Annotated in this window: 27 protein-coding genes, 1 tRNA gene and 1 pseudogene; 20 read left to right on the top strand and 9 right to left on the bottom strand. The window is 38.1% G+C overall.

Annotated elements, in window-relative coordinates:
* The first annotated feature begins 24 nt into the window (after positions 1 to 24).
* The 6 genes from UN64_RS15945 to UN64_RS15920 all read left to right on the top strand — a co-directional run bounded on the left by UN64_RS15945 (position 25) and on the right by UN64_RS15920 (position 6,694).
* A complete protein-coding gene (locus UN64_RS15945) occupies positions 25 to 1,776 on the top strand; it encodes an ABC transporter transmembrane domain-containing protein (RefSeq protein WP_077364541.1) in 1,752 nt (583 codons plus the stop codon).
* Complete coding sequence (locus UN64_RS15940) at positions 1,773 to 3,584, top strand: ABC transporter ATP-binding protein (protein WP_425590121.1); 1,812 nt, start codon at positions 1,773 to 1,775, stop codon at positions 3,582 to 3,584. The genes UN64_RS15945 and UN64_RS15940 overlap by 4 nt, the downstream gene beginning before the upstream one ends.
* A 484-nt stretch (positions 3,585 to 4,068) precedes the next feature.
* Positions 4,069 to 4,929 (top strand): M15 family metallopeptidase, encoded by an 861-nt coding sequence (locus UN64_RS15935; RefSeq protein WP_245802053.1) that lies wholly within the window; start codon positions 4,069 to 4,071, stop codon positions 4,927 to 4,929.
* 104 nt (positions 4,930 to 5,033) lie between these two features.
* Positions 5,034 to 5,744 carry a cytochrome c biogenesis CcdA family protein gene (locus UN64_RS15930; protein WP_077364537.1) on the top strand — a complete coding sequence of 237 codons (711 nt, stop codon included), beginning with the start codon at positions 5,034 to 5,036 and terminating at the stop codon, positions 5,742 to 5,744.
* Positions 5,745 to 5,771: 27 nt separating this feature from the next.
* Positions 5,772 to 6,227, top strand: coding sequence for a Na(+)/H(+) antiporter subunit B (locus UN64_RS15925; protein WP_077364535.1), 456 nt, complete (start codon positions 5,772 to 5,774; stop codon positions 6,225 to 6,227).
* Between the two features lie 2 nt (positions 6,228 to 6,229).
* Positions 6,230 to 6,694, top strand: coding sequence for a CcdC family protein (locus tag UN64_RS15920; protein ID WP_077364533.1), 465 nt, complete (start codon positions 6,230 to 6,232; stop codon positions 6,692 to 6,694).
* A 35-nt stretch (positions 6,695 to 6,729) separates the two neighbouring features.
* Here the strand turns inward: UN64_RS15920 and UN64_RS15915 are convergent, their stop codons facing one another.
* A complete protein-coding gene (locus tag UN64_RS15915) occupies positions 6,730 to 7,155 on the bottom strand; it encodes a DUF2621 domain-containing protein (protein WP_077364531.1) in 426 nt (141 codons plus the stop codon).
* A gap of 557 nt (positions 7,156 to 7,712) precedes the next feature.
* Between UN64_RS15915 and UN64_RS15905 the strand changes: the two genes are divergently transcribed.
* Positions 7,713 to 7,955 (top strand): hypothetical protein, encoded by a 243-nt coding sequence (locus UN64_RS15905; RefSeq protein WP_077364527.1) that lies wholly within the window; start codon positions 7,713 to 7,715, stop codon positions 7,953 to 7,955.
* A gap of 1,006 nt (positions 7,956 to 8,961) precedes the next feature.
* Here UN64_RS15905 and UN64_RS15900 read toward each other — a convergent pair.
* Positions 8,962 to 9,612, bottom strand: coding sequence for a hypothetical protein (locus tag UN64_RS15900; RefSeq protein WP_077364525.1), 651 nt, complete (start codon positions 9,610 to 9,612; stop codon positions 8,962 to 8,964).
* 83 nt (positions 9,613 to 9,695) lie between these two features.
* On the opposite strand from UN64_RS15900, the gene UN64_RS15895 reads away from it, so the two are divergent.
* From UN64_RS15895 to UN64_RS15880, 4 genes are all read left to right on the top strand, one after another.
* On the top strand, positions 9,696 to 10,223 hold the full coding sequence (locus UN64_RS15895) for a hypothetical protein (RefSeq protein ID WP_077364523.1): 528 nt from the start codon (positions 9,696 to 9,698) through the stop codon (positions 10,221 to 10,223).
* Positions 10,224 to 10,601: 378 nt separating this feature from the next.
* Positions 10,602 to 10,880 (top strand): helix-turn-helix domain-containing protein, encoded by a 279-nt coding sequence (locus UN64_RS15890; RefSeq protein ID WP_077364521.1) that lies wholly within the window; start codon positions 10,602 to 10,604, stop codon positions 10,878 to 10,880.
* Positions 10,873 to 11,271, top strand: a complete 399-nt coding sequence (locus tag UN64_RS15885) for a hypothetical protein (RefSeq protein ID WP_077364519.1) — start codon at positions 10,873 to 10,875, stop codon at positions 11,269 to 11,271. The genes UN64_RS15890 and UN64_RS15885 overlap by 8 nt, the downstream gene beginning before the upstream one ends.
* Positions 11,272 to 11,293: 22 nt before the next feature.
* Positions 11,294 to 12,070: a hypothetical protein gene (locus tag UN64_RS15880; protein WP_077364517.1), complete on the top strand. Its 777-nt coding sequence runs from the start codon at positions 11,294 to 11,296 to the stop codon at positions 12,068 to 12,070.
* Between the two features lie 186 nt (positions 12,071 to 12,256).
* On the opposite strand, the gene UN64_RS15875 is transcribed toward UN64_RS15880, so the two are convergent.
* The 3 genes from UN64_RS15875 to UN64_RS20980 all read right to left on the bottom strand — a co-directional run bounded on the left by UN64_RS15875 (position 12,257) and on the right by UN64_RS20980 (position 13,848).
* On the bottom strand, positions 12,257 to 12,496 hold the full coding sequence (locus UN64_RS15875; protein ID WP_077364515.1) for a hypothetical protein: 240 nt from the start codon (positions 12,494 to 12,496) through the stop codon (positions 12,257 to 12,259).
* A 100-nt stretch (positions 12,497 to 12,596) separates the two neighbouring features.
* Positions 12,597 to 13,565: a tyrosine-type recombinase/integrase gene (locus UN64_RS15870; protein WP_077364513.1), complete on the bottom strand. Its 969-nt coding sequence runs from the start codon at positions 13,563 to 13,565 to the stop codon at positions 12,597 to 12,599.
* 186 nt (positions 13,566 to 13,751) lie between these two features.
* Positions 13,752 to 13,848, bottom strand: a tRNA-Sec gene (locus UN64_RS20980).
* Positions 13,849 to 14,720: 872 nt separating this feature from the next.
* On the opposite strand from UN64_RS20980, the gene selB reads away from it, so the two are divergent.
* Genes selB through phnC form a run of 5 tightly spaced genes read left to right on the top strand, consistent with a single transcriptional unit; the run spans position 14,721 to position 20,046 of the window.
* Positions 14,721 to 16,610: a selenocysteine-specific translation elongation factor gene (selB, locus tag UN64_RS15865; protein ID WP_077364511.1), complete on the top strand. Its 1,890-nt coding sequence runs from the start codon at positions 14,721 to 14,723 to the stop codon at positions 16,608 to 16,610.
* A 3-nt stretch (positions 16,611 to 16,613) separates the two neighbouring features.
* Complete coding sequence (locus UN64_RS15860; RefSeq protein ID WP_077364509.1) at positions 16,614 to 17,642, top strand: glycosyltransferase family 4 protein; 1,029 nt, start codon at positions 16,614 to 16,616, stop codon at positions 17,640 to 17,642.
* The gene (gene phnD / locus UN64_RS15855) at positions 17,639 to 18,532 is read left to right on the top strand and encodes a phosphate/phosphite/phosphonate ABC transporter substrate-binding protein (RefSeq protein WP_077364507.1); all 894 of its coding nucleotides are present in this window, start codon (positions 17,639 to 17,641) and stop codon (positions 18,530 to 18,532) included. The genes UN64_RS15860 and phnD overlap by 4 nt, the downstream gene beginning before the upstream one ends.
* A gap of 9 nt (positions 18,533 to 18,541) precedes the next feature.
* Positions 18,542 to 19,300, top strand: coding sequence for a phosphonate ABC transporter, permease protein PhnE (gene phnE, locus UN64_RS15850; RefSeq protein WP_077364505.1), 759 nt, complete (start codon positions 18,542 to 18,544; stop codon positions 19,298 to 19,300).
* Between the two features lie 8 nt (positions 19,301 to 19,308).
* Positions 19,309 to 20,046 (top strand): phosphonate ABC transporter ATP-binding protein, encoded by a 738-nt coding sequence (phnC, locus tag UN64_RS15845; protein WP_077364503.1) that lies wholly within the window; start codon positions 19,309 to 19,311, stop codon positions 20,044 to 20,046.
* A gap of 26 nt (positions 20,047 to 20,072) precedes the next feature.
* Here the strand turns inward: phnC and selD are convergent, their stop codons facing one another.
* Complete coding sequence (gene selD, locus UN64_RS15840; protein WP_077364501.1) at positions 20,073 to 21,128, bottom strand: selenide, water dikinase SelD; 1,056 nt, start codon at positions 21,126 to 21,128, stop codon at positions 20,073 to 20,075.
* Between the two features lie 139 nt (positions 21,129 to 21,267).
* Between selD and UN64_RS21420 the strand changes: the two are divergent.
* Together UN64_RS21420 and selA are read left to right on the top strand one after the other, a co-directional pair.
* Positions 21,268 to 21,456: pseudogene (locus UN64_RS21420) on the top strand (Rdx family protein); the annotation flags it as partial.
* A 56-nt stretch (positions 21,457 to 21,512) separates the two neighbouring features.
* The gene (gene selA / locus UN64_RS15830; RefSeq protein WP_245802052.1) at positions 21,513 to 22,895 is read left to right on the top strand and encodes an L-seryl-tRNA(Sec) selenium transferase; all 1,383 of its coding nucleotides are present in this window, start codon (positions 21,513 to 21,515) and stop codon (positions 22,893 to 22,895) included.
* 128 nt (positions 22,896 to 23,023) lie between these two features.
* On the opposite strand, the gene UN64_RS15825 is transcribed toward selA, so the two are convergent.
* Positions 23,024 to 23,164, bottom strand: coding sequence for a small acid-soluble spore protein P (locus UN64_RS15825; protein ID WP_066289807.1), 141 nt, complete (start codon positions 23,162 to 23,164; stop codon positions 23,024 to 23,026).
* 78 nt (positions 23,165 to 23,242) lie between these two features.
* On the opposite strand from UN64_RS15825, the gene UN64_RS15820 reads away from it, so the two are divergent.
* Positions 23,243 to 23,500, top strand: coding sequence for a hypothetical protein (locus tag UN64_RS15820; protein ID WP_077364497.1), 258 nt, complete (start codon positions 23,243 to 23,245; stop codon positions 23,498 to 23,500).
* Here the strand turns inward: UN64_RS15820 and sspO are convergent.
* Positions 23,497 to 23,667: a small acid-soluble spore protein SspO gene (sspO, locus tag UN64_RS15815; protein WP_077364495.1), complete on the bottom strand. Its 171-nt coding sequence runs from the start codon at positions 23,665 to 23,667 to the stop codon at positions 23,497 to 23,499. The genes UN64_RS15820 and sspO overlap by 4 nt on opposite strands.
* 81 nt (positions 23,668 to 23,748) lie before the next feature.
* On the bottom strand, positions 23,749 to 23,937 hold the full coding sequence (locus UN64_RS15810; RefSeq protein ID WP_139343149.1) for a DUF378 domain-containing protein: 189 nt from the start codon (positions 23,935 to 23,937) through the stop codon (positions 23,749 to 23,751).
* Positions 23,938 to 24,222: 285 nt separating this feature from the next.
* Between UN64_RS15810 and acnA the strand changes: the two genes are divergently transcribed.
* The gene (gene acnA, locus UN64_RS15805; RefSeq protein ID WP_077364493.1) at positions 24,223 to 26,949 is read left to right on the top strand and encodes an aconitate hydratase AcnA; all 2,727 of its coding nucleotides are present in this window, start codon (positions 24,223 to 24,225) and stop codon (positions 26,947 to 26,949) included.
* Positions 26,950 to 26,962: the final 13 nt, after the last annotated feature.

Raw genomic sequence — 26,962 nt, 5'->3', positions numbered from 1 at the left:
AGTTGCATATATGGGGGGACAAATATGAAGGTTTTTATGCAATTGATGTGGTATTTCAAACAAGAGAAGCTACGATATCTCGGTGGTATCATTATGCTCGCGTTTGTTTCTCTAGGGCTATTAGTGCCGCCTAAAATTGTCGGTCTGACTGTCGATCACATTAAGGAAGGTACTTTAACAGAAGAGTTGTTATGGCGATATGGAGGATTGCTTATTGCAATTGCTGTAGGGATCTATGTTCTAAGGTATATTTGGAGAATTTTAATATTTGGTGCTGCTGTAAAACTTGCTATGCTGCTTAGAAACAGACTTTATGAGCACTTTACAAAGAAATCTCAGGAATTTTATCAAAAGCGCCGGGTTGGAGATCTTATGGCTCACTCAACAAATGACCTTCAAGCGATTCAGCAAACGGCAGGAGATGGTGTACTGACCTTGGTAGATTCATTGATGATGGGTGGATTTACTCTGATTGCGATGGCCTCAACGATTAGCTGGAAGCTTACACTAGTAAGTCTGCTTCCATTGCCTGTAATGGCATGGGCGACGAATAAATATGGAACCCTGCTTCATAAACGATTTCACAGCGCACAGGAAGCATTCTCATCACTTAACGATAAAGTGCAGGAAAGTATATCGGGAACTCGTGTAATTAAAGCTTTTGGACAGGAAAAAGATGATATTAATAGCTTTAGAGAGTTATCAAAGGATGCTGTTAGAAAGAATATGGCGGTCGCTAAAATTGATTCATTGTTTGATCCTACAATTTCATTGATTATAGGCTTTTCATTCTTTCTGGCAGTTAGCTATGGGTCATCTTTAGTCATTTCAGGTGAATTGTCAATAGGAGAACTTGTATCATTCACCAGTTACTTAGGATTATTAATATGGCCAATGCTTGCGTTCGGCTGGCTGTTTAATATCGTGGAAAGAGGAAGAGCATCATATGATCGGATAGAAACGTTGCTGGCAGTTAAAGAGGATATTAATGATGAAGGAACAATATCTACATTGCCAAAAGGCAATATTGAATTTCACATTAAGGAATTTAGTTATCCAGATAAAGCGCCTGTCTTAAAAGCCGTCAGATTTACTTTAGAAAGCGGGCAGTCAATGGGTATCGTCGGCAAAACAGGAAGCGGTAAAACCACACTGTGCAGGATACTGCTTCGTGAGTATGACATTTTAAGAGGTGAGGTTTCACTTGATGGAGAGGATATCTGTGATTACAGGCTGCATACTTTACGATCTGCAATTGGTTATGTCCCTCAAGACCATTTTTTATTTTCTGCTACCATTGCAGAAAACATTGCTTTCGGAAATATAAATGCTCCTTTCACGAAAATAAAAGAAGCTTCAAATACCGCTTCCATCCACAAAGATATTGCACAATTTAAATATGGGTACGAAACAGTTGTTGGTGAAAGAGGTGTAACGTTATCAGGAGGGCAAAAGCAACGGATATCGATAGCAAGGTCTCTTGTAACTAACCCTGAAATTTTAATTCTGGATGATTCTTTATCTGCTGTTGATGCAAAAACCGAGGAAGAAATCCTTCAGAACTTAAAGGAGAAAAGAAAAAACAAAACAACCATAATAACTGCTCACAGATTGTCTTCTATTGCTCATTGTGACTTGATCATCGTTATGGATAACGGCACTATTATTCAAAGGGGGACACATCAGTCCTTATTATGTGAAGAGGGTTGGTATAAGGAAACTTACGAAAGGCAAGCTCTTGAAACGCTTATCGCACAAGGAGGTGGAAACAGATGAGTGGAAACGGCAATATACAGCTAAATGAAGAACTGACCCATATGAATCAATGGACCGTTTTTAAACGTCTAATGTCATATACAAAAATGCATAAGAAACGCCTTTCCATTGCTTTTCTTCTCCTATTGGCTGCAACCGCATCTGAACTTACAGCACCGATATTAGTTAAAACGTTTATTGATGATTATTTAACACCTCGAATTTTCGATCAAAAAGCACTCATTATTCTTGCCTGCACCTATATTGCTTTAATTGTGCTGTCTGCAATCGTAAATTACATTCAATTTGTCTTGTTCCAATCAGTAGCTTTAGATATTATTCAAACTTTAAGGATTCAAGTATTTTCAAAAGTACATTCATTAGGTTTGAAATTCTTTGACCGCACTCCTGTTGGAAGTCTCGTTTCCAGAATTACGAATGATACTGAGGCAGTTAAAGATCTATATGTTAGTGTGCTGTCCACCTTTGTTCAAAATATCGTTTTTCTATTTGGTATTTTTGGGTTTATGTTTTATTTAAACGTGAAACTAGCGGTTTTTTGTTTAGGCATTTTGCCTTTTATTATTTGTATCATGTGGATGTACAGAAAGTATAGTTCGAAATCTTTTTATGAAATGAGAGAAAAGCTCAGCCAGTTAAATGCTAAATTGAATGAGTCACTGCAGGGGATGTCCATTGTCCAAGTCTTTAATCAGCAAAAAAGACTGAGAGAAGAATTTGCAAAAGTTAACAATGAACATAATGACGCTCAGATGAAAAATATAAAATATAATGGCTTGCTTTTAAGACCTGCTGTAGACCTTATCTATATGTTGGCTCTATTGATGATCTTATCTTTTTTTGGAATAAATTCGTTTAATTCACCAGTTGAAATCGGTGTGATCTATGCTTTCATAAATTATTTAGATCGTTTTTTTGAACCTGTCAACATGATGATGATGCGCCTTTCGATTTTTCAGCAAGCGGTTGTTTCCGCAGGAAGAGTGTTTACAGTGATGGACGAAACTGAACTGGCTCCGGTAAAAAAAGCAAAAGGACAATTAGACCCGATTATAAGCAATGGAAAAATTGAATTTAAAAATGTTACGTTTTCATATGATGGCGAACAAGAAGTGCTAAAAAACATTTCATTCACTGCCAACCCAGGAGAAACTGTTGCACTAGTAGGTCATACTGGCAGCGGTAAAAGTTCTATAATTAACTTGCTTATGCGTTTTTATGATGTGGAAAAAGGTGAGATATTGATCGATAATATTCCTTTATCCCATTTCGAAAATAATGAACTCCGGGACAAAGTAGGTCTTGTCCTTCAGGATCCATTTTTGTTTGTTGGAGATATCGCTCAAAATATTCGATTATACAACAAAGAAATTACAGATTCGGATATTAGGGAAGCGGCAAAGTTTGTTCAAGCATCAAACTTTATTGAAAAACTGCCAGAAAAGTATAATACGATGCTGGGTGAAAGAGGGGCTGCATTTTCGAGCGGACAAAGACAGCTTATTTCATTTGCAAGAACGATGGCTTTTTCTCCGAGAATCCTGATTTTAGATGAAGCAACAGCTAACATCGATACTGAAACAGAAGAAGAGATACAGCTCGCTCTGCATAAAATGAGAAGCGGAAGAACAACGATTGCAATCGCGCACCGATTATCCACGATTCAGGATGCAGAATTAATCTTAGTGCTTCATAAAGGAGAAATAGTTGAAAGAGGAACACATCAAGAGCTTTTGAAGCAGCGAGGATTATATCATAAGATGTTTTTGCTGCAGCATGGTACAGATACAATAGACGAAGTCAGTTAATGGGCTGTTCCAAAAGTAAGTTATACTTACTTTTGGCAGCCCTAAATTTTTTATTTTATAAAATAAAAGTTTACGTAGACTCTTGTTTTTGGAAGTTGTTGCTTTCCGTTCCAGGTGCTCGCTTTCCGCGGGGCAGGCGGTGAGCCACATTTCAACGTTTCACTTATAAGTGTCTCAGCTGTCCGCCAGTCCCGCAGAGTCTCACACCTTGCACTCCAATCAACTTTCATTGAGGAACTTCAAAACCTCTCTGTAGAAACGCTCTTCTAGAAAAGAGCGAAAAATAAATAGCGGATGTCCTGGAGCGGAATCAACATCTTCTAATAGCAACATGGGTGACTTAAAATTTTTTATTTTGTCCCATCCTTTTTTTGACTGAAATTTTTCGAATATATGAATATATTTATTATGTCATTGACTTATTTGCAAATTATCCTATGATAAGATAGCATACATACAAACTGAACTAAAGGATGAGAGTGCTTTGAAGAATTATGTAATAACATCAGTGCTTATCGGAAGCGTGTTAGTCCTCTCTGCGTGTAAACCTGTAGATTGGGCTGAACAACAATGGAACTCGGCATTTAACGATTCAAAAGACGAAACGAAAGATGAAAAAGATGAAAAACAAAACGATAATGAACAACAAAGAGACAAACCTAAAGATGAAACACCATCAGAAACAGATGAAAATAATGGACAGGATCAGCAAGCAGATCTTCCTTGGCTAAATGAAACCGTAACGGTTTCAGGTGATGGTAAAGCGATTGTTCAAAACTTAGATGACATTCTTATAGTTGCGAATAAGGAAAGAAATCTTCCAGAAGACTATGAACCAGCTGATCTGGTAATTCCTAATGTTCCTTTTCCATTTAAAGAGGATCTGCCTAAAAAGAAGTTAAGAAAAGAAGCTGCATCCTCGGTAGAAGAGTTATTTAAAGCTGCTGAAGGACAAGGATTAGAACTCCTTGCTCAGTCGGGATACCGCTCATACGATACTCAGGTTTCGATTTTTGCTTACAATGCAGATCAGTTTGGCGAGGAGAAAGCCAATCAAACCAGTGCCCAGCCGGGACAAAGTGAACACCAGACTGGCCTTTCACTTGATGTGACTTCACCACAAGTTAACTATGAATTAGTTGAGAAATTCGGTGAAACGAAAGAAGGAAAGTGGCTTGCGGAAAATGCTTATAAATACGGATTCATTATTAGATACCTTAAAGGCAAAGAAGATATAACGGGATATCAGTATGAACCTTGGCACCTAAGATATGTCGGCAAAGAACATGCAAAAGAAATTCATGAACGGGGAATAACATTAGAAGAATATTTAGAAAAACAATAAGTATATTATAAGACAGCCCGTTAAAAGGCTGTCTTTCTTTATGATTGAACAAAACGTCTATTTTCTTTAAGATAGAGAGAGAATGTATAAAGGAGCTTCTGCTTATGACCGATCTAAATATTTGGCTTGCTTTCGGAGCCGGGCTGCTATCTTTTATTTCACCATGCTGCTTACCGCTATATCCAGCGTTTTTATCTTATATCACCGGAATATCGGTTCAGGAACTAAAAGAAGAACAAGCAATGCTCAGAAAGAGAGCGCTATTACATACAACATTTTTTTTATTAGGGTTTTCGATAATATTTATCGTGCTTGGTTTGTCTACAACGGTAATAGGAGAAATCTTTGTTGAGTATCAATCTTTATTAAGACAGATCGGGGCTATCCTTATTGTCTTTTTCGGTTTGGTAGTCATGGGTTTCATCTCACCTGAATTCTTGATGAAGGATAAAAAGATGAAGTTCCAGTCGAGACCAACGGGTTATTTAGGTTCGGTTTTGATAGGAATCGGTTTTGCTGCAGGCTGGACACCATGCATGGGGCCGATTCTTGCAGGCGTTATAGCACTGGGAGTATCAAATCCTGCTGCTTCTTTAACGTATATGATTGCTTATGTTTTAGGATTCGCTGTTCCATTTTTTGTTTTAAGTTTCTTTTTGGACAAACTAAAATCAATTAAAAAATTTAATCGCCAATTTATGAAAATCGGCGGAAGCCTTATGGTAATAATGGGAGTCCTGCTTTATTTTAACTGGATGACCCAATTGACTTCATTTTTAATTAACCGTATTTTTGGAGGTTTTCAAGGGTTTTAAGAGCAACAAAGGAAGGGGAATTTCAACATGTCATCACGCTCAAATGATCTTATCTTAAAAACAACAACAAATATCATTGTTTTCGTTATTTTAGCCTTCTCAGTCAATATGTTATTTTCAGGCCACAATGCTCCTGGAGGTGGTTTTATCGGAGGACTGATGGGAGCGGGAGCGTTTTTGCTTCTTTACATCTCTTATGGACTTCAGCCAGTACATAGAATCTTACCGATCAATTTTACCTATATGATCGCAGCGGGGTTACTGACCGCTATTTTAACAGGTGCCGGATCTTTTGTTTTAGGAGTACCGTTTTTGAGTCATTCCTTTGGGTACTTTTATTTTCCGTTGTTAGGGAAAACAGAACTTGCAACTGCAATGTTGTTTGATCTTGGCGTTTATTTAACGGTAATCGGAGTAACCATGACGATCATCCTTTCCATTGCTGAAGACAAAATTGAAAAAGTGGAAGAGGAAGGTAACTGACAGTGTTTTTTATAGCTAGTACTTGTTTTGCGATCATTATGGCAGTTATTATTTTTAATTTCAGAATGAGGGAAACAAGAGAACCTGTAACATCTAAAAAGATCATAATCCCTCCTTTAGCTATGAGCACAGGCTTTCTTCAATTTGTATTTCCTGCTTTTCATATCACTTGGATCGAAGCAGGGGAGGCCTTTTTAGTAGGAATTATGTTTTCTATCTTTCTGATTATGACAAGTAAGTTTGAAATAAAAGGAGATCACGTATATCTCGTTAGGTCTAAAGCTTTTATCTTTATAATTATCGGGCTGTTTGCCATTAGGTTAGGACTAAAATGGTATATCGGTTCTTCCGTATCGATATTTGAAACGAGCTCTTTATTTTTTATTGTAGCATTCGGTATGATCTTACCTTGGCGGTTAGCGATGCTATTTTTATTTAAGAAAAAGAAGAGCGAGATCGCTCTATAGAAAAACCCCTGAATCTTTATTTGATTCAGGGGTTTTTATGCGAGAAGTGATTGATACGGTTTAATATCAATATTTTTTTTCTTTAGTGTTTGTACAAGCCACTTATGATCACGTTTTGGTGTAGCAATGATATAGCCTCGTATGATTAAATCCTGTGTCATTGAAGTAGCATTCTCTGCTAATGCGAGCTCGCCGATCTTGCCTGCGATCTTTTCTTTTGCGACATCACGGAAAAGTTCAGGTACTGGAGCTACTAATTCATTTAACAGTTTTTTTTGATCATCGTTCCATAAGTGGATTGTTTCGTTAATATAATGTTCCTGCCAATCTAATATGGATTTGCCATCTTCTTTCGGAAGGCGCTTTAAAAACTTTCGAAACATGAAATAACCGCCAATGGCAAACATCGTAAATAAAAAAACGGACCATAAAACGATAAAGGTGATGAACCATCCAGACAATGCGTCCACCTCATATGTATTTTATTTGGCGGGACCATGTGGGAATCGAACCCACCGGAGACGGCACGCGCCTCCCAAAAGGTTTTGAAGTTCTAGTGCGTAAATCACTCGAAAATCAAAACGCTAAATCCCTCGTTAAACCAACGTTTTTGGATAGCAACCCACGGGGTTTTATTACGAATTCCCACGCAGACTCTTACATAGCCAACAAGGTCTATTTTATCGAAGGATTGTACGAAAAGCAACGAAAAATAAGAAATATCATTCCCATAAGCATTTCTTTGTGTGAAATTGCACATAGTTTAATCTTTAGTACAGTAAATCGTATTAAACCCATTATATTAAGAAATGTTGTTTTACTACGACATAATCACTATATTACGAAATTATACTTATTTAAAAAATGCGGGATCGCTGCTATTGCTTAAAAGGTCAATAAACCGTTGGAGGTCGGGATGGAGAGAGGGTCTTGGAACTCGACCCCCTGTAACAAAATATATTAAAATTAGAAGAATATGGTATAATTTTTATGAGGTTAATAGAAAGGAGGAATAGGGATGGCAGATGTAAACGTAATTTCTTCAACTGATCGCTCACAACGTAATGCTTTTGACGTTGCCGTCGATCTAGTAATGTTAAACCGTGACAGAAGTTCTGGAAGTTTCGACGTAAAGAACATCGAGCATTTATTCGCTACATACTATGCGGTAGCAAAAGTGTGTGAATTGAAAAGTGTCGAAGAACTTCAAAACTTAGTACCCGAGGAGATTTTAGAACGCATCGGGAGATACAGCTATTAAGATTGTATGCCGTCGTTATTACTACGACGGTTTTTTTGTGTACCAAAAACTATTGATTACGGTACAGTCTCGGACAGGATATGTTTAACGTATCTAGGACGACTCTTTACCGTTATATTGAGGAGTACGAAAAGAATACGTTAATTACAGGGCGATAGGGGCTATATATCTTATCGTCTTCTTACCCGTTTACCCTTTGCGAGATACCCCGACATATTAGCAGGATATACCGCAGTAGATTGTACGACGATAGATCGAGTGTGATTGGATCATTGTGCGATAATGAGCTTGCTAATACGATTTCCCTTATCGATGCGAGTCGCAATCCTTTCTTTATTCCAGATCGAAAGAGGTTCGTTTTTATTCGTTGTTAAACATTTTAGAAACTAATTAACGAATTGATGTTGAAGGATGAAAGGTAATAGACATGGGAAAGTATCGAGGAATAGATAGCAAAGGAGGGTATTATTTAGTTGGAGATTACGTTTACCCCCACCGCATATATGCGAGAGCGTGCTACAGCGGGGTTTATGAAATATATAATATTTTCCAAAGCGAGGGGTTAATATGTTAAAATTAAAAAGCAAGCGATGAACGATCTCGTCCCGCTAGCGTCAATTCTCGTAATGTATTGCGTCTCGTCAACGTAATACAAAAAATACCGAGGCTCGATAAGGCTAAAAAGTCTTACGGAGCGTCGGTTTTTCTATGTATGTCGTAAAAATACGTTATGTAATTTCTTATCGCTGCTATTAACGACCTAGCTCGGTTGTTTGCGTAACAGGCTCCGATCTTTGTTTCTCTAGAAATCGCATTTGTAAGCGAGCTCCTAAGTGACGGCTTTTATCGATGTCGACCGCTAACTCATTCCGATCCTCTCGATCCTTCCTTTTCAACTACGATCATCCTTAGTTTTGCGATAACGCATCGCCTCATTCCTTCCTGTATCTATTTGGAAAAATATTTCCACAATACAGGTTTCGATATATTTCATAAATAACCTTTTTTAGTTTTTCAATGTAGCCTCTAGTCCTTTATAAGCTCCTATAAGTCTTCTATAGTCGTCCATATCGGCGAGATCATCGAATTTAGGGTGTTCATAATAGCCAATTTGAGTCGGTTTATTAATAAAAGTTCTCTCGGAAGAAACCAGCTTTTCGACTTTTAATGTAGCATATGGAAAATCTCCCAACAAAGATAAAAAATCTTTTTTAACAGAGGAGTTTGGCGGGATATAGTCAAAATTAAAAACCTCATAATAAACCTTATAATCTACAAAACGGTGGTTTTCTATATCCCCCAAAAACTCACCATCATCGAATTCGGATTTATGAATCGTTATAGAAAGTTTAATTTCAATATTAGTAGCTGGTAGTTCGCCATTGTTGTGCACTTCAATACCCCATAATAACGAATTATGTCCTATTTCAGGAAACCCTTTTTGGTCGAAGTTTATTGAATCTACATTTGGGTTCGAATAACGTGCATAACTTCTACCGTCTTCAACAATCGTAGGCTTAACAAAGAGTTTTGGGTTAACATCTCGATGTGTCAGCTTATAAACTAGCACGACTAAATAAACATTTATAATTGCGATCAAAACGGTAATTACGTCTAAAACATTCTTAAACGTTACATTATCTAAAAACTCCTTCATTTTCATCTCCTCCTTTACTAAATAATACCAAAAAATCTACAACTATATCCCTTTTTCTCACTACTCGTTGCTTATACGGAGTAATGCGGTCTAACCGTACTAACAACGAGAGGAGTAATGAGTATGAAGAAAGAGGAGACAACGAAACAACCGCTACCCAACGACAAGGAGGCGTTAATGGATCGAGGAGGATACGAAACATTCAATCTGCGAACGATCTCTATCGATCAGAAGGAATCAAACGAAAACCGCAGATACGGGACATCACGACCTTTTATTTTTTAATGCTATCGTATGTGAACGGAAACGAGACGCTCGAGAACGGAAAAAAGAACGACCGCTATGGGGCTTGCTACCTTACATACGAGCAAATAATCGATCACTTAAATATAGATCGACCTCGTGTGGTATGGATTGCAAGGATACTCGAAGAAAACGGGCTCATACGAACTAAGAAAGGCTATCACGGGACGAAAAGATACGTGCTCTATTTTCCGAGTTTTGCGTCGAGAGTTTCGGAGGACGGGTATCTGATCGATAAGAACGGGGAGCGGATCATGCCGAAATCTACTAGTATCTATAAGTCCGAAAAACAGCGTAAGAACAAGTAGTATGGTTAGACAATGTGCCGTTAGTGTGGTTAGACATCGTCCCGTTAGTATGGTCAGACCGCACTATAAAGATAGCAATATAAAGACAGCAATATAATGATAATAATACCAGTAGATCATTTTCGAGTATAAACACTCGAATATTAAGACCTTCCATATGCGAAAAAACACGCATAAGGATATTAGGTAAAGTAAGTATAGATAGATATAAGAGAGCGGACGCATAAGAAGTAAAATGTGATCCCGCTCCTTTTTGGTATGCGAAGAAAAGTGAAATTAATATTACTTGGATATGTAATAAAGCCCGTGGTAGTCGTACTTAGTAGTAGAGGGAGTAATAGCAGCGATACTCCTTACTAACTAAAAGGAGACGATACCATGCCACGAGAACCATTCGATCTACGCAACTCTAAGAACGACTATCGTTTAACTGGAGATATACTGCTACTTTATCGTTACCATACAGGGCAACAACAAAACGAATTAGCCGAGGAAATCGGACTTTCAAGTCACATGGTATGTGCGGTAGAAAACGGTCTACGAAAGTTTAGCCCCGCTACTGAAAAGAAAGTGATCGAAAAACTAGGTCTTACACGATCAAAACTAAACCTCCTTTATGCGATCCGATCAACTTTCGAGGCAATCGACTATGTGTGAGAGTCATGCGTCTAAGCTCGCTATATTCATTCTTACCAAAAGATCGGAAAGGAACGACAGTAGATACGGTACGGGACTTCTTGCGTATGAGGAAACGAAATTCGGAAAGTTACGATATTCGACGTCTACATATAACGGAAAGCTAGAGCGGGGATCAGACGCATTAAACGATACCATACGAAAGTTTATTAAACTTATTCCTCCAGTAGATGCGATCGACGTTTATGTGAAGGAATGGTTTTTCGAGCCTCCGTTTCTTTTCGAGATCGGCGGGACAAAGATACGGTTATTTAAGATACGTAAAGACCTCAAGTTTCGCAACAGACTTTTAACTCGACTAGCAGAAAATGCGTGTGAGCTAGAGCAGAGCGACTTTATCGAGATAAGATAACTAACTTAAAGGAGAGGGTAACATGAGTAGATTAACAGAACTACACGAATTAGTAGGAGAGGCAAGAGTGATCAGATCGGAAAGTTCGGGACTTATCCGTGGTCTTATCGAAGAATACCGATCAGAACGCAATAAGGTCTCGAATGACATCGATCTTTCTAACGAGGGAAAGGCTCGAAAGCTATCTCGTATATCTGATAAGTACGAGGTTAAGTCCTTGCGATTAGTCGAAGGGTTGAACAAAGAGTATCGAAAGTCTCTAGAGACCGCTCGTACAAAAGCGGAGGAGCTAATGATCGGAGACCTTCCGCAAGTAGACGGAAACAAGAAACTTCTTTTCGACATTCGTTTTAAGGAGCTATGGGGCAGATTAGCTTTTGCGAATAACTACGAGGATGCTAAGAACATGATCCGAGAGGTCGTTAAATTAGCGGACGAGCCAGCACTAGCGAAAGAGGTTGCGGATCAATTCGTTAACTTATCTAGTAATGCGATCTGTCTACTTGATCCTAGCGATCAAATGAGAGCAAGAAAAGAAATCGGACAGTTATTCGAGGATGTCTCTCGCAACTCTAAAACAGAGGATATGCGACAAGCTACCGAGCTACACGAAACGGCTAGCGGGCTACTGGGATCGAAAGTAGTCGGTGAGATCGTTAAGGGAGCGGTAGTGGAAATCTCGCAGAATACTAGCCGTTATATCGATAACACAGACGAGTATTTCTCTAGTAATGCGGAAAGAGTACAAGCGATCGAGCTAGCGGAAGGGTTACATGATCCAACGAAAATAACAGGTTAACATCGGGAGGGCTACGGCTCTCTCTCGAATTGTGAGGGGGCTTAAACGAGTCCTCTTACTATAGCGGAGGTTTTACGCACAGTAGGGTTTTCTTCTTTACTCCTCTAACTGAATAAACCCTACTCATGTGCGGAGCCGATTTCTCCGTCCCTCTAATCTCTACTTAAAAAAGTAAAATAAAACCGCTTACTTATATACTTTAATTAAATCAGTTATTTTTTTAACTGGAGGATCACAAATTACATCAGAGGGAGAAACCCAACAGTGGTTATTTTCGGGACTTTCTAGCCAATTATAGGATAAGGTTTTTTCTCCTGTTGTTATTCTAAGTCTCTCTTTATTGAATCTAAAATTTTGGCAATCTGTATCTCCGCAGATTTCTGCCTTGCAACTCATTTCTCTACAAGTTTTCATAGTATATCCCATTAATACTCCTCCTCCAATTTACATAAATTACCTATTGGTATTATAACTCTTAATATATGATCGAGTAAACAAAAAAACCGCCTATAGCGGTTAAGTTAGTCTATTTATTGAGGGAGAGTAGGGGAGAGAATGAGTTATGTTGTCTTTTGATATGAACATTGCTCATCTTAATGTATCTACGTACCATCGACATATCCGTATGTCCGAGTATATCTTGTAAGCTAAACGGATCGCCACCGTTAAGGATATAAAAAAGAGCCCCAGTATGTCGGAAAGTATGCGGAGAAACTCGTTTATTTTTGATACCTGCTAAATCTTTGTATTGTATTAACTGTTTGCGGAAAGTGTTATCGCTTATAGGACGTCCATCATACGTAACAAATAATGTATCCTCCTCAAAATCTTGCGTTTCCTCTAAGTATTCCGCCAGTAGCTTTACAGACTTAGTCGAAAGCGGGACGATCCTTGCACGTTTCATTTTCGTTTCGTGAGGTTCTAATTGAATACTTCCGTTTTTTAAATCTACGTTTGCTCGACGTATCTTTAGTAATTCGGATACACGAACCATAGTATCTAACATTATTAGAATCATAACCTTGTCTCGAAAACCTACGTATCTTGTATCGTCGATTTGATGGAGTAAAAGATTAACCTCGTCGGGTGTAAATGCGTCTATTTTTATTTCACCAGTTTTTACAGGCTTAAAACTTTCGTGAATAGGCTCGTAAATCCAATCTCTTTCATAACAATAGCGTAAGAAAGCTCGCATAGTTCTTATACGGACATTTGCGGTAACAGGCGATAAATTCTTCTCGTGCAACATATATCCGATGTAATCAGTAAACACGTCGGTCGTTATTTCTTCGTTTGCTAAATCTCCCAGTAGAAAATCCTCTAAATAGCCGTATGTTATTTCGTATCCTTCAATAGTAGTCCGTGAGAGTCCCTCGGCACGCTTATCAATCATAAACCTCTGAAACATTTCGTAAAGAGTCATATTCTTAATAATATTTCGTGATTTACGATTAACAGTCGTCTTTCGTATTCCTTTTCGAGTAGTTTTAACCATAAAAAAATAACCTCCTTAAGTTATAGGAAGGTTACGTAAGAGTCGGTTTATCCAACAAGGTCTTATACGATGAGTCCCACAAAGACTTACGAAAAAATAGGTCGTAACCTAGTGGGGATAATGCGAAAATATCATCGCATAAATCATCGAGTAAATCACGATAAACCTCGTCATATCAACGTTATTTGGCGGGACCATGTGGGAATCGAACCCACCGGAGACGGCACGCGCCTCCCAAAAGGTTTTGAAGACCCAGGTAAGCACCAGCTACACATCTGGCCCCAAGATATGCGTTGAATAAAAGAGAGATTTCATTTATTCACAAAGTCTAGTATAGACTATTGAAAATTAAAATCCAAGTACATTGTTCTTACATTCCAAAAGAATCGAAGGTGGGGGAGGGGAGTTTCGATTTGTTGAGCGGCTATCCTAGGAAATTAGATAGAAGGTAAAGATGATTTTCTTATAATTTTTCTTTATACTGATAACTTTTTTTAAGACTGTATTCTAAGAGCTTGTTGCTAAAAGAATGTTTTTAAGAATTCTTCATATGAATAGTTATTTGAAGTGGAAGGACGAGACTCCAGCAGGATGAGTGGGACTTTTGAAAAGCGGAAGCGGCTCGTACAGCCCCGACATGCAAAAGGTGAATGGGCTAAGAAGGCGCTCTTTGCTTTCATGACCATTTAACTTTTGACCTCGAGGGCCTAGCCACTGCTGCTAGACAGGTGAGACCAATCAATGACGCAAAGCGGCGAATGGGCTCACCGCACACCCTGCGGAAAGGAAGTTCTGAAACGGAAAGTAACCTCGATCAATAGCATCAATGAATACGAAAACAGCCTACTATAATTACCCCACTTGCCACTGATACAGTTCTTCTATCTCGACTATAACAGTTTTTCCTGTGTAACAGGTGCTGATTCACACTATAACAGATTCGCCTGTGGACAACTGTGAATAACTTTAATTGTGGATAACCTGTGTGTATCCATGGATGAATATTTATACATGCATGCATAAAAACTACGGGAAATAATTTTGTTTGACCAATACGAAATGATACTATGAATATAAATTAAGCTATAAATCTTGTGTTTTTACATCTGTTTTCATAAAGTGTAAAAGAGTATGTACTTATAGGTGGTTTAAACAATGACAATAAACTATTTTACAATCGGCATGGCTGGACATATCGACCATGGAAAAACAACCCTTACAAAAGCATTGAGCGGTGTTGATACAGATACTTTGAAAGAAGAGAAAGCACGTAAAATCACTATAGAACCAGGTTTTGCTCCTTTTCCATTAACAGACAGAATTCATACATCAATCGTAGATGTGCCAGGTCATGAAAAATTAATTCGCCAGATGATAGCGGGAGTTGCTGGGATCGATTTAGTATTGTTGGTCATAGCAGCTGATGAGGGTGTCATGCCTCAAACAAGAGAACATTTTGAGATTCTTTCCTTTCTTGATATTCAAAAGGGAATGATTGTTGTTACAAAGTCCGATTTGGTTGATGATGAAATGAAACTCCTTATTGAAGATGAGATCTCTGAGCTTACTAATGATTCTGTTTTTCAATCGTTTCCCGTTCATTTCGTTGATAGTCTGTCTATGAGCGGTATTGATAATTTGAAAAACTCAATTGCTAGTCTTTTGGAGGATACAGAAACGAGATCTGCGTCTGGACCATTCCGCTTGCCTATCGATCATATTTTTACGGTGAAAGGACAAGGGACTGTAGTAAGAGGGACAGTGTACGAAGGTGAAGTTCATGAAGGTGATGAATTGGAAATTCAGCCAGGAGGCGAAAAAGTTAAAGTTAGAAAGCTCCAGGTTCACAAAGAGAATGTGCAGAATGCTATAGCAGGTCAAAGAGCTGCTATCAACCTTTCTGGAGGCTCAAAACTTGAATGGAAAAGAGGCAATGTTTTACTGACACCAGGAGTTTTTTCAGTGACAGATACAGTGGATCTTGTATTAACAACAGGTAAAGAATGGGCAGGGAAGTTAAAGCAGCGAACGCAGATTAAGTTTTACACAGGAACTGCTGAAGTAATGGGGAAGCTCATATTCTTTGATAGAAACGAACTTGAAAACGCTGCAGATCATGTTTTTTGCCAAGTGCGCTTAGAAGAACCAATCGTAACAAAGCGGGGTGACCGTTTTATTATCCGCCGGCCGTCTCCTGAAGAAACAATAGGAGGCGGAGCAGTAATTGATCCAAACGGAGCTGCTTATAAATTTGGGATTGGTACCATTCGAATGCTTCAGCAAAAATATGAAGGAACACCTGATGAAAGAGTTATACAAACTCTTCAGAAAAAAGGATCTTTGACAACAGAAGAATTAGTGAAACTTACGGATATTGAAGAGCCTGAATTAGTTAAGGTCTTACATGAACTTGTAGAGCTGAAGTCAGTTGTTTGTATTAATGGCTATTATAATGATGAAGCAACAATTAAGCTCGCAGAAAATAATCTTATTCAAAAATTAAATGAGTTTCACGTTGAATATCCTTTACGGCAAGGTATTCCGAAGGCAGAGGTCGTACAATCGTTAAAAGGCAAGCTTCATCAGAAAGTAAGCAGCGGTTTTATTGAAAAGTTGATAAATTTATCTACTATTAAAATTACAGACCAATCTGTTCATTTACCGGCATTTAAACCGCACTACCCGAATAAATGGGAAAAACGCATGTCCCAAGTTGTAAATATCCTAGAAGAAAAGGAACTTGAACCTGATGATCTTCTTTCAACCTATAAGGCACATCAATTACCAGAAAACCTTTACTCAGATTTTAAGTATTTTTTGGTTAATCATGATATAGCACTTGTTTTGTTTGACGATGTTTTAATTGGGAAGAACACATTCGATTCGGCAGTTAAACTGTTAAAAAGCCAGACAGAGCAAAGTTTTACTGTTCAAGAAGCAAAAAATGTTCTCAATATTTCTAGAAAGTTTTTGATTCCCATTTTGGAATGTATGGATTCAAAAGGGTATACTGTTAGAGATGCTAACTTAAGGAAATGGGTGTAAGGATTGAAAGATAGTGCATTAAAAGTAATGTTTTTTACCCCGTATTTTCATCAAGATCGCGGGAATTCAACGACAGCGAGAAGAATTCAGCACGGCTTAAAAAAAGAGGATGTTTCTGTTTACGTGTATGCGTATGAAGAAGAAGATCTCACACAAGAGGTTCTTGAGCAGATGGAAAATGCAGATGTTTTTCATATATTGCAATTTGCCCGTTTTTTAAAATGGTCAGAAAAACATAAAATTGAATTAAAAAAACCATATATGGTTACTTCAGGAGGAACAGATATTAATCATTCTTTAAAAGAGGATGAAAAAATTTATGCGCCTCTTTTACAAAAAGCAAAAGCAGTTACAGTATTTACTGAGAAGGCAAAAGAATCACTCGTAAATGATCATGGATTTTCAAATGAGGTCATACATGTGATACCGCAAAGTGTTTATTTACCTGAAAAAGCAGATGATACAAAGCTGATGCTGCCTGAAGGCAATCCAAGAATTTTACTGCCTGCCGGATTGCGGAGTATAAAAGATGTGCTCTATGCAATTCCTGCTTTAGAAAAATTAAAAGCTGAATATCCGCAAATTGTGTTTTTGATATTAGGAGCAAACCTGGATGACGCTGTATTCGAAGAAGTCAAATATGCTTGTGGAAAATATGAATGGTTTTATTATCTGCCTGAAATAGATTTGTCTAAGATGAAAGAAGTTTATCAGTGGGCTGACATTGTCATAAATACATCTATTTCCGAAGGACAGCCAACTTCTTTGCTGGAGGCAATGATTGAACATAAACCTGTAATCGCTAGAGATAACACTGGAAATACAAGTATTATTCAGCACAAAAAAAACGGCATGATATTTCGTGACGTAAACGAATTGTATGATTCTTTGAAACAACTAGTATCAGATAAAGCTTTTGCACAAAAAGTGATCCAAAACGGGTATCAGACAGTAACAGAGAACCACACTATGGATAAGGAAATCAATTCATACGTCACTTTGTATGAAACAATAAAGGAGAGAAATAAATGAAAAAATTAGGTTTGTTGTTTGTAATTCTAGCATTGTTAGTATCTGCATGCGGTACAAAGGATGAAAATAAAGATAAAGGTGCAGGCAATAAAGATGAAGTATTTACAATAGGAGTTATTCCTGCTCAAACAGAAGGTGAAATGAAGGGAGCGCTTGATAAGCTTCAGAATATTTTGAGCGAAAAAATGGATCGTGAAGTAAAGATCACTTCTTACCCTGACTACAATGGAGTAGTAGAAGCAATGAATTATGAGAAGATTGATATGGCATATTTCGGGCCTCTTACATATGTAGTTGCTCAAGAAGAAAGCGGAGCAAAAGCGATCGTAACACAGCTGATAAAAGGGGAACCATTTTATTATTCTTACTTAATTACTCATAAAGACAGTAAGTATGAGAATATTGACGATATGATCAAAGATGTTAAAAATGTAAAATTTGCTTTTGGTGACCCTTCTTCAACATCTGGTTCATTAATTCCGGGTATCAAGCTTAAAGATGAAGGTGTTTATAAGAGTGAAGCTGAGAATGATTTTAAAAATGTAAGATTCACTGGATCACATGATGCTACTGCACTTGCCGTCCAAAACAAACAAGTTGATGTCGGGGCGATCGATAGTGCCATCTATGACAAGCTTGTGGAAGAAGGAACAGTTGATGGCAAACAGTTTAAGGTGATTTGGAAGTCTGAAAAACTGTTTCAATATCCTTGGGCAGTTGCAAAAAATACAGACAAGGAAACAATGAAACAGCTGCAAGATATTTTCTTAAGTATTAAAGACAAAGAGATCCTTGATGCATTCGGAGCCACCGGTTTTACGAAAGCGGAGAACAAAGATTATGAAAGTATACGTAAGGCGGCTATAAAAGAAGGTATGATCAAAGAATAGAGGGGAACAATGGTTTGGTTTAAAAAGAGACAATTCTTTGTCTTTCTCATAATTGCGGTTCTCGCAGCTTATAGTATGAGATTGACAGAGTTCGACCTTTCTAAGTTTCAGGATTTTGAAAATATGGGAGATTTTCTATCAAAATGGTTTCCGATGAACACAGAAAGTCTTCCTTTCTTATTTACAGAAAGCGTTTTGACGATTTCCATCGCATTTTTGGGGAGTTTGTTCGGATTGATCATTGCACTTCCATTGAGCTTTCTGGCAGCACGAAATACCAGCGGTCATCGCTTGATTTTTGCAGCAACTAGGTTTTATCTTAGCTTTTTAAGATCAGTTCCAGAGTTTGTATTTGGTTTAATTTTATTAACCACATTAGGACTCGGTCCATTTCCAGCAGTAATCGCAATTGTATTGCATAACATAGGAGTGCTAGGGAAGCTCATCTCAGAACTTATTGAAGCAGCAGATAAAGGTCCGATGGAAGCGATGTCTGCTGTAGGAGCTAAACGCTGGATAGGGAATTTATTTGCCATTCTTCCTCAAATCTGGCCAAATGTTCTGTCTCAGTTTTTTTACCGATTCGAAGTAGCAATCAGGACTTCCCTCATATTAGGGCTGATTGGCGGAGGCGGAATCGGGCAGCAGCTTTTTATTCATTTTAAAACATTTCAATATCAGCTAGTGTCTGTAGATGTTCTGTTAATCATGATCATGGTGATTTTAGTAGATTACATTGGCGGGAAAATACGGGAAAAGGTTATTTAGGTGGTAAGATGATCAAATTCGAAAATGTGTCAGTTTTATATCCTGGTACAGCTGAACCAGCTTTGAAAGATTTGAGCATCCATTTTAATCAAGGAGAGTTCGTTTGTGTATTAGGCAAGAGCGGTGCAGGGAAATCTACATTTATCCGCTGCATCAACGGACTTCAGCCGGTATCAGAAGGAACAGTAAAATGGAATGATAAATCTCTCTCTGAAATGAGTCCTAAAGAAAACTTAGAGGTTCGCCGCAAAACGGGAATGATTTTTCAGCATTTTAACTTGATTCCTAGAATGAGTGTCGTTCAAAACATTTTAACAGGGTTGTTTGGCTATAAAAAATCGTATGAAAATCTGCTCGGATTATTTAATTCAAATGAAAGAATGTCTGCATTAGAGGCAATAGATCAAGTTGAATTAACAGTGGAGCCAACAAGAAGAGTAGAGAATCTGAGCGGGGGACAAAAGCAAAGGGTAGCAATTGCAAGAGCGCTTATTCAAAATCCTAAAGTTTTTTTAGGGGACGAACCTGTTGCTAGTTTAGATCCTGGTACGGCTGAAAGAATTTTTCATCTTTTAAAAGAAACGCATTTAAAGCGAAACTTAGTATCCATCATCAATGTTCATGATGTCGGACTTGCAAAAAAATTCGCGACAAGAATTATTGCTTTGAAAAAAGGAAAACTCATTTTTGATGGCGCACCAGAAAAATTCGACGAAAAAGTTTATGCTGAAACATATAACCAGTAAAAAAACTCCGGAAATCCGGAGTTTTTTTAGTTAGCAATAATCGGTTTTTCAGTTAGATCTGTAACTTTTCCTACAATACTTGCATTTTGTTTTCCTTTTGCATGAAGACGTTTAATATATTCATCTGCTTCATCTTTTGGCATGCTTACTAATAGTCCTCCTGAGGTTACAGCATCGCATAATATATGCTGCTGCCATACCTTGAGGTGATCACCATACATCACGTCTTCTTGGATCCAGCGATGGTTTGCTTTTGATCCGCCAGGGACGACCCCTTCTTGAGCTAGTTCTAACGTGCCAGGAAGTAAAGGTACGTCTTCAAAATTGATGTGTATTGAAATACCTCCTGTGCCTTTAGCCATTTCTGTGGCATGACCGAGCAGTCCGAATCCGGTAACATCTGTTACCGCATGAGGTGAAAGGCCTTCTAAACATTCGGCAGCAGTTTTATTTAATTCTGCCATCGTTTCAGTCACAAGCTGAAGCTGCTCGGATGTTAGTTTGTCTTTTTTAATAGCGGTCGTCTGTATACCTACCCCAATGGGTTTTGTTAAAACGAGTGCATCTCCTGGTTTTGCACCAACATTTTTGAAAACCTTAGAAGGGTGTACGAGGCCGGTTACAGAAAGGCCAAATTTAGGCTCAGCATCGTCAATAGAATGTCCGCCTACAAGAACTGCACCAGACTCCTTTACTTTGTCTGCAGCACCTTTAAGTATTTCTGCTAATACATCGTGACCTAATACTCCAATCGGGAAACCAACGATATTCATAACGGTAGTGGGACGTCCACCCATTGCGTAAACATCGCTTAAAGAATTTGCAGCAGCAATCTGACCAAACATATACGGGTCGTCAACGATCGGGGTGAAGAAATCAACAGTCTGTATCATTGCAAGTTCATCTGTTAATTTATAAACTCCTGCATCATCAGATGTATCAAGACCTACTAAAAGGTTAGGGTCATATTCTCTTTCTGGTAAATGACGCAAAACTTGCGCCAGGTCTTCAGGACCAATCTTGCATCCTCAGCCGCCTTTCGATGACAGATGGGTAAGCTTCACTTTGTCTTTGCTTGTCATATGTAACGCACCTCCTATAGGTAGTATAAACAATTTTTTTGTTTATTGGCTAAGGATATACTAAAATAGTCTTAAAAAAGGAGGATGAATGATGAAAGTAAGTATCGAATTCTGCATGATGTGAAACTTTGCACCAAAAGCCGCGAGTCTCGCGGAGGACCTTTTTAGCCATTTCCGTTCACGAATTCCATCACTTGAGCTTATACCTAGTTCAGGCGGGGTATTTGAAGTCTCTGTTAATGGCAGTAAAATCTATTCGAAAAAAGAAACTGGAGAATTTCCGGATCACGAATGGATTATTCAAGAACTTGAGAAATTGAATGCTTAAATGGAAAAATCCTCCTTTAAGGATATCTATTTAAGCCTTTTAGGAGGAGTTTCATTTTGATAAAATCAAACCTTTTAAGGCAGCTGCCTGCGGTTCATGAAGTCACAAAAGAAATCAGTCTTGAAGTGAATGGTAAAAATGAAAAGGAAATAACACGTGCTGTTCAGGAAGCGATAGCATTCTGGCGGAATCGTATACAAACTGATTGGAATTCCATTGACTTGAACGCTGATATTTATGGACTCATTAAACAAACCGTTATAAAAAAATTAAGTAGTCCTAAAAATCAGATTCGAACAGTTATAAACGCTAGCGGTGTAGTAATCCACACTAATCTAGGAAGATCAAGACTAAGTGAAAAGGCTGTTAAAAGGATGACAGAAACAGCTTTAATGTATTCGAATCTGGAGTATAACTTAGAACAAGGAAAAAGAGGTTCAAGACACGACCTGACTGAGGATTTAATAAAAAAATCGACAGGTGCAGAAGCAGCGCTTGTTGTAAACAATAATGCAGCTGCAGTTTATCTTATTTTAAAGGCTCTTGCGAAAAACAAGGAAGTTATTGTTTCTAGAGGTGAGCTTGTTGAGATAGGCGGGTCGTTCCGTGTGTCATCGATCATGGAAGAAAGCGGTGCATTTTTAAAAGAAGTGGGTACCACGAACAAAACTCATTACTCTGACTATGAAACAGCCATAAATGAAAATACAGGCATGGTGATGAAAGTTCATACAAGCAATTTTAAAGTTATAGGATTCACAAAAAGTGTTTCTTCAGCTGAATTAATGGAACTTAAAAAAAGTTCACAAGAGGTTATCATATATGAAGATTTAGGAAGCGGGGCACTTTATCCATTCCAATCGCATGGAATCGGTGAAGAACCTCTAGTTTCTTCTATAATCAATCAAGGACTCGATTTAGTTTCGTTTAGTGGTGATAAGCTTTTAGGCGGACCGCAGGCAGGGATCATTGCGGGTAAAAAGAAATATATTGATATCTTAAAGAAACATCAGCTCGCACGAGTCCTTCGTGTAGATAAATTTACTATCGCAGCTTTGAATGAAACATTAAATGCATATCTTATTAAAGATTTTGTATCCATTCCGACAGTACGGGATATCTTAAAAACCCCTGATGAGATTAAAATAAGAACACTTAAATTAATGGACCAGATTGATAATCAGGACAATTTACAGATGAATATCATTCAAGACTTTTCAAAAGTTGGCGGAGGCACAATGCCTGAAGTAAAACTTCCAACATATTGCCTCGTTTTAAAACATGATAAAGGTGCATCTTATTTGGCCAACCTGTTACGCGAAAATTCAGCGTCGATAATTGTTAGGATTAAAGATGAAGAAGTGCTTTTGGATCTAAGAACAGTAACAGAGGAAGAAGAAGCGATATTAATTGAAGCAATAAATTCTATTATTGCTTAAGTAGAACCTTTTGGATAAAAATGTAAAAATATGTGAAGATGAGCGGTTTTTATGTGATTACACCTTTAAGCATCTAAAAAATTGGATGGGCTATCCCAAAAGGACTAGCCCATCTTTTTTATATATTCTTAACTACCTTGACCATGATTTTGTCTCGTATGGTTTCGTTGTTTTACTTTTTTTGACCCGCTCATTGGTGCTGGCTGTCCAGGATTTTCGCCTTTAGGTGCATTTTTTCTAATATCTTTAAATGTATTGTGTTCTCCCATAAAAATGCCCTCCTTTTGAATAATAATTATTTAAAATGGAAGCTTAAAGGTATATCAAACCAAAAAAGGAAGGTTAATATGCCATATCACAAAGATAAGCAACAAGCATACCAAGCAGCAGAACAAGGATATCATCACGCAATGGAAATATCAAAACAGTTAAATGCTTCTAATAGTGAATACGGTGTTTTTTATTCTCATTTTATGACAGAGAATGAAAAGGCACGCCAGCAGATTGAAAATGCTCTGGAAACAGCTTCAGAACATCAGCATTCACAGCTTAAAAATTATTTGAATGAATTAGAACAGCTCCAGAATCAATTTCCGAAACCTTAATGACGTTTTTTCGTTTTTTTGTTGTTTTGGCGTTCAGCTTCACTTAGTTTTTCGTTAGGCAATGTTAGAGCTTCGTTTCCGAATTCTGTTTCGTACCCTGCACCTTTGCCTTGTGCTTTAGCAGCGTTCATACCAGGACGTACATGATTTGCTTTATTTCTTCCCATGAATTTTTCACCTCCGTTTTCTTAGTGTGTACCAAATAAAAAAAGAAGAAGCACTCCAAAAAAAGGAGTGCTTCAACTGCTTCACGATTTATATTTTGTTAAAAGCATCCATAATCCTGAAAGCCCGATTAGGCTATAGATAACTTTTGTAACTGTGGCAGCGCTTCCAAAAATCTCTGTAACAACATTAAAGCCAAAAAGACCGACTAATCCCCAGTTTAATGCTCCGATTAAAACGAGCAATGCTGCTAATTTTTTTAACCAATCCATCCTATTCCCTCCGATCTTATTGCGGCATTTTGAAGAAGGAAAAAATAAAACAAATTGTATTGCATACTCCATTATATGTTCATTAAAATTAAACGGTGCTCAAACACTCATAAGTAAAACTTATGTCGTTTGATAACGATTAACTATTTTACTTATGAAAGGGTTTTACATATGATTATAAAGGGAAAAAAAGTTTTTATGTGATTTACTAGGGAATTGAGCACATTTTTTCGACAATTTTTCTCATAATCGTGTATGATTGTTATTGAAGGGAGAGAGTGGAGCATGAAAAAGAATGATGTATTTAATGCCCGTTCTACTTTTGATGTCAACGGTAAGCAATATAGCTACTACCGTCTAGGAGCGTTAGAAGAAGCGGGAATTGGTAACGTATCTAAGTTGCCTTACTCTGTAAAAGTTTTATTGGAATCTGTACTTAGACAGTATGATGGAAAAGTAATTAACAAAGAGCATGTTGAAAACCTGGCTAAATGGGGTACAAGTGAACTTAAAGATATAGATGTTCCTTTTAAGCCATCCCGTGTTATCCTTCAAGACTTTACAGGAGTTCCGGCTGTAGTTGATTTGGCTTCACTTCGTAAAGCAATGAAAGATATGGGTGGAGATCCTTCACAGATCAATCCTGATATTCCGGTTGACCTTGTTGTTGACCATTCTGTTCAGGTTGATAAAGCAGGTACTGAAGATTCACTGGCATATAACATGAATCTTGAATTTGCTCGTAACGAAGAGCGTTATAAGTTATTAAGCTGGGCTCAATCCGCATTTGATAACTACCGTGCAGTTCCTCCAGCAACAGGTATCGTTCACCAAGTAAACTTAGAGTACTTGGCACCAGTTGTTCTTACTAGTGAATCTGAAGGCGAAACGATTGCATTCCCTGATTCATTGGTAGGTACCGATTCACATACTACAATGATCAACGGTTTAGGTGTACTTGGATGGGGTGTAGGCGGAATTGAAGCAGAAGCTGGTATGTTAGGACAGCCATCATATTTCCCTGTACCTGAAGTTATCGGTGTTAAACTTACAGGTTCACTTCCAAACGGAACAACTGCAACTGACCTTGCATTAAAAGTAACGCAAGTTCTCCGTGAGAAAAAGGTTGTAGGAAAGTTCGTAGAATTCTTCGGACCTGGTCTAGCGGAAATGCCGCTTGCTGACCGCGCAACAGTATCAAACATGGCCCCTGAATATGGAGCTACTTGCGGCTTCTTCCCTGTAGATGAAGAAGCCCTAAACTACTTGAGATTGACTGGAAGAACAGAAGAACAAATTCAGCTAGTTGAAGCATACTGCAAAGAAAACGGATTATTCTACACTGCAGGCGATGCTGATCCTGATTTTACAGATGTTGTTGAGATCAATCTTTCTCAGATCGAGCCAAACCTTTCTGGACCAAAACGTCCTCAAGACCTAATTCCTTTATCTCAAATGAAAGACAGCTTTAATAAAGCTTTAGTAGCTCCACAAGGTAATGCTGGCTTCGGATTAACTGCTGATGAGATCAATAAGGAAGTTACAGTTAAGCATCCAGGTAATGAAAAGTCTACTATGAGAACTGGTGCTGTAGCGATTGCTGCAATTACAAGCTGTACGAACACATCTAACCCTTATGTAATGCTTGGAGCGGGTCTAGTTGCTAAAAAAGCAGTTGAAAAAGGCTTGAAGGTACCTGGCTATGTAAAAACATCATTAGCTCCAGGTTCTAAGGTTGTTACTCGCTACTTAGAAGAAGCTGGCTTGATGAGCTACATGGATCAATTAGGGTTTAACCTTGTAGGCTACGGCTGTACAACATGTATCGGTAACTCTGGTCCATTAGCACTTGAAGTAGAAAATGCAATTTCTAAGAATGACTTAACAGTTGCATCAGTTCTTTCTGGTAACAGAAACTTTGAAGGACGTATCCACCCTCTCGTAAAAGCAAACTATTTGGCATCTCCGCCATTAGTTGTGGCTTATGCACTAGCAGGTACAGTTAACTTCAACCTTCAATCTGATTCTTTTGGAACAGATAAAGACGGCAATGAAGTTTACTTCAAAGATATTTGGCCAACTACAGAAGAAATTAATGAAGCAATGAATAAAGCAGTTACACCTGAACTGTTCAAAAAAGAATATGAGCGAGTATTTGATGAGAACGAACGCTGGAATGAGCTGAAGACTTCAGCTGATCAATTATATGCTTTCGATACTTCTTCAACGTACATTCAAAACCCGCCGTTCTTCGAAGAACTTTCAGCAGAGCTTAAAGAAATTCAGCCTCTTAAAGATCTAAAACTGATTGCTAAGTTTGGCGATTCAGTAACAACTGACCATATTTCTCCAGCTGGAGCAATTGGTAAAGATACACCAGCAGGAAGATATTTAATTAAAAACGGGGTAGAGCCTCGCGACTTTAACTCATATGGTTCTCGCCGAGGAAACCATGAAGTAATGATGCGCGGTACGTTTGCAAACATCCGTATCCGCAATGCTGTTGCTCCTGGAACTGAAGGAGGCTGGACAACTTTCTGGCCTACAAATGAAGTTATGAGCATTTATGATGCAGCGATGAAATATAAAGAAAACGGTACCGGCCTAATGGTTATTGCAGGAAAAGATTACGGTATGGGATCATCCCGTGACTGGGCTGCAAAAGGTACAACACTTCTAGGTATTCAAACTGTTCTTGCTGAAAGCTTTGAGCGTATCCACCGCAGTAACTTAGTGCTTATGGGTGTTCTTCCTCTTCAATTTAAAGATGGAGAAAACGCTGAAACATTTGGCTTAACAGGTAAAGAGACATTCACTGTTCAAGTTGATGAGACAGTTAAGCCTCGTGATCTTGTAAAAGTTACAGCTGTTTTTGAAGACGGAACAGAAAAATCGTTCGAAGTTGTTGCACGTTTTGATAGTGAAGTTGAGATTGAATACTACCGTCATGGCGGTATCCTTCCAATGGTACTTCGTAATAAGCTTGCACATTCTTCACAAAAACAAAATTAACATAAAAAAATCC

This window comes from Fictibacillus arsenicus (genome assembly GCF_001999465.1).
Classification (GTDB): domain Bacteria; phylum Bacillota; class Bacilli; order Bacillales; family Fictibacillaceae; genus Fictibacillus; species Fictibacillus arsenicus.
This window is presented reverse-complemented; position numbering and strand designations above follow the sequence as displayed.

Bases quoted from the DNA above. Each gene is read 5' to 3' on its own strand.
- UN64_RS15945 (WP_077364541.1), top strand. From the start codon at position 25: ATGAAGGTTTTTATGCAATTGATGTGGTATTTCAAACAAGAGAAGCTA.
- UN64_RS15940 (WP_425590121.1), top strand. From the start codon at position 1,773: ATGAGTGGAAACGGCAATATACAGCTAAATGAAGAACTGACCCATATG.
- UN64_RS15930 (WP_077364537.1), top strand. From the start codon at position 5,034: ATGACCGATCTAAATATTTGGCTTGCTTTCGGAGCCGGGCTGCTATCT.
- UN64_RS15925 (WP_077364535.1), top strand. From the start codon at position 5,772: ATGTCATCACGCTCAAATGATCTTATCTTAAAAACAACAACAAATATC.
- UN64_RS15905 (WP_077364527.1), top strand. From the start codon at position 7,713: ATGGCAGATGTAAACGTAATTTCTTCAACTGATCGCTCACAACGTAAT.
- UN64_RS15900 (WP_077364525.1), bottom strand. From the start codon at position 9,612: ATGAAGGAGTTTTTAGATAATGTAACGTTTAAGAATGTTTTAGACGTA.
- UN64_RS15895 (WP_077364523.1), top strand. From the start codon at position 9,696: ATGCGGTCTAACCGTACTAACAACGAGAGGAGTAATGAGTATGAAGAA.
- UN64_RS15890 (WP_077364521.1), top strand. From the start codon at position 10,602: ATGCCACGAGAACCATTCGATCTACGCAACTCTAAGAACGACTATCGT.
- UN64_RS15885 (WP_077364519.1), top strand. From the start codon at position 10,873: ATGTGTGAGAGTCATGCGTCTAAGCTCGCTATATTCATTCTTACCAAA.
- UN64_RS15880 (WP_077364517.1), top strand. From the start codon at position 11,294: ATGAGTAGATTAACAGAACTACACGAATTAGTAGGAGAGGCAAGAGTG.
- UN64_RS15875 (WP_077364515.1), bottom strand. From the start codon at position 12,496: ATGGGATATACTATGAAAACTTGTAGAGAAATGAGTTGCAAGGCAGAA.
- UN64_RS15870 (WP_077364513.1), bottom strand. From the start codon at position 13,565: ATGGTTAAAACTACTCGAAAAGGAATACGAAAGACGACTGTTAATCGT.
- selB (WP_077364511.1), top strand. From the start codon at position 14,721: ATGACAATAAACTATTTTACAATCGGCATGGCTGGACATATCGACCAT.
- phnD (WP_077364507.1), top strand. From the start codon at position 17,639: ATGAAAAAATTAGGTTTGTTGTTTGTAATTCTAGCATTGTTAGTATCT.
- phnE (WP_077364505.1), top strand. From the start codon at position 18,542: ATGGTTTGGTTTAAAAAGAGACAATTCTTTGTCTTTCTCATAATTGCG.
- phnC (WP_077364503.1), top strand. From the start codon at position 19,309: ATGATCAAATTCGAAAATGTGTCAGTTTTATATCCTGGTACAGCTGAA.
- UN64_RS15825 (WP_066289807.1), bottom strand. From the start codon at position 23,164: ATGGGAGAACACAATACATTTAAAGATATTAGAAAAAATGCACCTAAA.
- UN64_RS15820 (WP_077364497.1), top strand. From the start codon at position 23,243: ATGCCATATCACAAAGATAAGCAACAAGCATACCAAGCAGCAGAACAA.
- sspO (WP_077364495.1), bottom strand. From the start codon at position 23,667: ATGGGAAGAAATAAAGCAAATCATGTACGTCCTGGTATGAACGCTGCT.
- UN64_RS15810 (WP_139343149.1), bottom strand. From the start codon at position 23,937: ATGGATTGGTTAAAAAAATTAGCAGCATTGCTCGTTTTAATCGGAGCA.
- acnA (WP_077364493.1), top strand. From the start codon at position 24,223: ATGAAAAAGAATGATGTATTTAATGCCCGTTCTACTTTTGATGTCAAC.